5 protein-coding genes are annotated in these 3,620 nt (G+C 72.7%); all 5 read left to right on the plus strand.

Annotated elements, in window-relative coordinates; translation table 11 throughout:
• Positions 1-48: 48 nt before the first annotated feature.
• Positions 49-1,173 (plus strand): hypothetical protein, encoded by a 1,125-nt coding sequence (locus tag DQW06_RS12950; protein WP_013156415.1) that lies wholly within the window; start codon positions 49-51, stop codon positions 1,171-1,173.
• 264 nt (positions 1,174-1,437) lie between these two features.
• A complete protein-coding gene (locus DQW06_RS12955; RefSeq protein ID WP_013156414.1) occupies positions 1,438-1,773 on the plus strand; it encodes a hypothetical protein in 336 nt (111 codons plus the stop codon).
• Between the two features lie 35 nt (positions 1,774-1,808).
• Positions 1,809-2,099: a WXG100 family type VII secretion target gene (locus DQW06_RS12960; RefSeq protein WP_013156413.1), complete on the plus strand. Its 291-nt coding sequence runs from the start codon at positions 1,809-1,811 to the stop codon at positions 2,097-2,099.
• 14 nt (positions 2,100-2,113) lie between these two features.
• The gene (locus DQW06_RS12965; RefSeq protein ID WP_013156412.1) at positions 2,114-2,458 is read left to right on the plus strand and encodes a hypothetical protein; all 345 of its coding nucleotides are present in this window, start codon (positions 2,114-2,116) and stop codon (positions 2,456-2,458) included.
• 74 nt (positions 2,459-2,532) lie between these two features.
• A partial coding sequence (locus DQW06_RS12970) for a protein kinase (RefSeq protein ID WP_157983431.1) occupies positions 2,533-3,620 on the plus strand: 1,088 nt, incomplete at its 3' end.

The raw sequence follows: 3,620 nt of genomic DNA on the forward strand, positions 1-3,620 counted from the left end.
CCCCCGCGGCCTCCCGACCGACCCCGTCGTCCCCCGAAAGGCGGCTCCATGCGGCGCCCCCTCGCCCTGACCTCGGCAGTGTGCCTGCTCGCCCTGACCGCGTGCACCGACACGTCCGGCGGCTCCGGCGGCGGATCCGGGACCGGGGAGGAACTGGCCGAGGAGGGGCTGTCCGGCCTGGCCCTGCTGCACCGGGGCTACGAGGGCGGCGACCCGGAGACCGACCAGGTCCTGGTCTTCCACGACCCCGCGACCGGGCAGCCGCTCCAGCGGATCTCGCTGCCCGACGGCGCGGTCGATCCGATGGCCCGGGACCTGCCCGTGCACGCGCAGTTCTCCGCCGACTGGACGTACTTCGCCTACGTCACCGAGGAGCCCAACGCCGTGCAGGTGGCGACGCTCACCGATCCGCGTGAGTCCGGCGCCGAGGAGGTCTCCTACCAGCCGGTCGAGTCGGTGCCCGCCTCGGAGGGGGAGGTCCTGTCCCATCCGGTCATCAACGGCGACCGGCTGTGGTTCGTCTCCGACACCCCGCAGGACGGCGTGCCCCCGCAGGTGCTGTCGGTGCCCCTGGAGGCCCCGACGGGCACACCGAACCAGGAGGGCAGCCTCCTGATCGGCGAGAACCAGCGGCCCAGCGACTGGGCGCTGACCCCGGACGGGTCGCTGCACATCCGCAACAGCGTGCAGACCCGGCAGAGCAACGCCGCCGACGGCGGCACCCTGGTGGTGCGGGAGACGGCGGACAGCGTCGTCAACGCGACCCTCAACGTCGACGGAGGCCAGTGGCAGACCTTCGACAACTCCCTGGTCTGGGGCGGGGGCACCGCGCTGCTGCGCCCGGACGCCCCCGCCGGCGGCGGGGAGCCCCCGGCGGGCGCCTACCTGGTGGCGGTGGAGGGGCAGGGCCACACGGCCACACGGCTGCTGGAGGAGGGCGACGGGCCGGTGGTGCAGTACGCGCCCTCGCCCGAACGCGACGCGGTCCTGCTCCAGACCAGCGGGTCCTGGCACCGGGTGGACCTGGCCGAGGGCGAGGCGGGAGAGGCCGCCGAACTCTTCCCCCGCTTCCACGACTCGTCCATGGACGGCTGGCCGCTGGTGGTGCGCTGGGTGACGGAACCGGTGGCCGCGGACCCGGGCGCGAGCCCCGGCGCGGACGGCGGCCGGTGAGGGCGGCCGGGCTCCGGCCAGGGCCGGAACCGTGGCCGGAAGCGGTCAGCCGCCGCGCGTGGGGCACTGCCTGCGATCAGGCCGTTCGCCGCCCGACGACCGATGTCACAAGAAGCGCACCTCCGTTGACCGAAAGGTGCGATCCTTACTATCGTCCGTAATCTCCCCTCTTTACCGTGGCCACACGAATCCCCACGCGAACGCGGCCCGAGACGGAAATGAAGAGGCGGCCCCTTCCGCCCCCAACTCCCGGGAAAGGCACAGATGTCCCACGCCGGTCTTGAAAACGTCAACAGCCTCGCGGTCGGCGGTGAGCAGCTCGGACAGGAGTCCGAGGGCATCCGCACCCAGATGAACCAGCTCATCCAGGACATGAGCAACGACGCCGACGCCCTCCAGGGCGAGGCCCTCGCCCGTTTCCGCGAGGCCCGCGAGCAGCTCACCGAGCGCTTCGACGAGCTGATGTCCTGGTGCAGCCAGAACGGCATCAAGCTGAACGAGGGCCAGGGGCAGTTCAACATCACCGACTCCGACTCCAGCTCCGACTACTCCCAGGCCGGAAGCGACCTCGGCGGCCTCTCCCGCCCGGTCAACGCCTGAGTCGTCCCCCCACGCTCTCCCCAGAAAGGTTTCCCATGAGTCAGTTCGACGTGTACGGCGACGTCGCGGGCCTCCAGGGCCTGGCCGAGGACCAGCAGGCCCACCTCGGCCGCTTCTCCGCCATCATGAGCCAGATCAACGAGCAGTCCGAGAGCACCGTCAGCCAGTGGGAGGGCTCGGGCAGCGCCCAGTTCCAGGCCAAGGCCACGGAGTTCGACACCCAGTTCTCCGAGGTCAACGCCGCCTTCGCCAAGGTGATCGCGGCGACCAGCAACACCGCGGACAACTACGGCAGGCTGACCCGCTACCTCGACGGACTGTTCTAGTAGGCTGAGCGGCGATGTCGTCCCCATCCCCCGCGTCCGCCCCGGCGGACCCGGATCCGCAGCTCCCCGAGGCGTTCCACTACACGCCCAACGAGGAGAAGTACGTCCTCCAGGCGGACGCCCTGCGGCACCGGCAGCTGCGGTCGGCCCTCATGTACGGTTCGAGCCGGTACTGGCGGCGGCGGCAGCAGGTGTGGCCCGCGGTGATCGGCGGGCTCATCCTGGTCGCGCTGATCTGCGGGGTCATCGCCCTCATCGGGGCCTTCGGCAGGCAGCAGGAGGTCAACGAGGAGCGCGGTTGGGGCGCCCGCCAGCAGACGTTCCAGAGCCCGGCCACCGGGGCGCCCTCGTCTCCGTAGCGCCCGGTGCCGCCCTCCCCGCCGCCTGACGGGGATCCTCCACACCACGAACACCACCAGGGGGTCGCTCTCCCATGTCCGGCTCCGAGCACGCCGCCTGGGCGCCCGGTTACGGCAACCCGGCCCTGCTCCGCCAGGGGCGCCGCGCCCGGATCGTGAGGGCCACGCGCTCCACGAGCGGTGCCGACGTCGTGCTCAAGGTCCTGCCCGAGCACCTGGGGCGCGCCGAGCTGAACCAGCTGCGCGAGCTCAGCGGGGTTCCCGGTGTGGTCCCCCTGCTGGACGCGGGGACCACCGCCGAGGGCGACCTGTTCGTGGTGCTGCCGTTCTACGCGGACGGCTCCTTCGGCGACATGCTCGCCCGGAGGGGACCCGCTCCGGTCCAGGAGGCGGCGGCCGTCTCTCGGAGTGTGGCGGCCGCGCTGGGGTCGATGCACGGGCGCGGGCTGCTGCACGGGGACGTGTGCCCCGGCAACATCCTGCGTGCGGGCCGGACACCGGTGCTGACCGGTTTCGGTTCCGTCCACCGGTCCGGGGAGGCCCTGCCCCCGCCCGACCCGGCGACGGAGTCGTTCCTGCACGCGGCGCCCGAGGCGCTGCGGGGCGAGCCGCGTACGCCCGCCTCCGACGTCTACCAGCTGGCGTCCACCGTCTGGACGATGCTGGTGGGGTACACGCCGTTCTCGTCGACGGACGGAACGCCGTTCGACCCCCGCGGTTACGCCGAGCGCGTCCTGACGCAGGACCCCAAGCCGGTTCCCCGCGCCGACATCTCCCGCAAGCTGCGGGGTGTGCTCACCCGCGCGCTGGCCAAGCTGCCCGAGGAGCGCTTCGCGACCCCGGCGGCGTTCGCCTCGGCCTTCGAGCAGGCGCGCACGTCCCGGCCCGCCACGACGCTGGGCGCGACCGGCGGCCAGGAGCCCCTGAGCGGTGCGCAGGCGCCGATGTCGGGGCCGCAGGTCCCCATGTCCGGCGCCCAGACGCCCATGGAGGACTTCCAGCCCCCGACCACGGACACGCGGACCCCGCACACCGGACCCCAGCACCCGACGGCACCGCCCCAGGTGCCCGTGTCCGGCCCCCAAGCGCCGATGAGCGGACCCCAGACGCCCATGTCGGGGCCGCAGATCCCCATGTCCGGCGCCCAGACGCCCATGGAGGA

Source organism: Nocardiopsis sp. TNDT3 (genome assembly GCF_003427465.1).
In the GTDB taxonomy this organism is placed as follows: domain Bacteria; phylum Actinomycetota; class Actinomycetes; order Streptosporangiales; family Streptosporangiaceae; genus Nocardiopsis; species Nocardiopsis dassonvillei.

Excerpts from the sequence above, each read along its gene's own strand:
- DQW06_RS12960 (WP_013156413.1), top strand. The coding sequence starts at position 1,809 with ATGAGTCAGTTCGACGTGTACGGCGACGTCGCGGGCCTCCAGGGCCTG.
- DQW06_RS12950 (WP_013156415.1), top strand. The coding sequence starts at position 49 with ATGCGGCGCCCCCTCGCCCTGACCTCGGCAGTGTGCCTGCTCGCCCTG.
- DQW06_RS12965 (WP_013156412.1), top strand. The coding sequence starts at position 2,114 with ATGTCGTCCCCATCCCCCGCGTCCGCCCCGGCGGACCCGGATCCGCAG.
- DQW06_RS12955 (WP_013156414.1), top strand. The coding sequence starts at position 1,438 with ATGTCCCACGCCGGTCTTGAAAACGTCAACAGCCTCGCGGTCGGCGGT.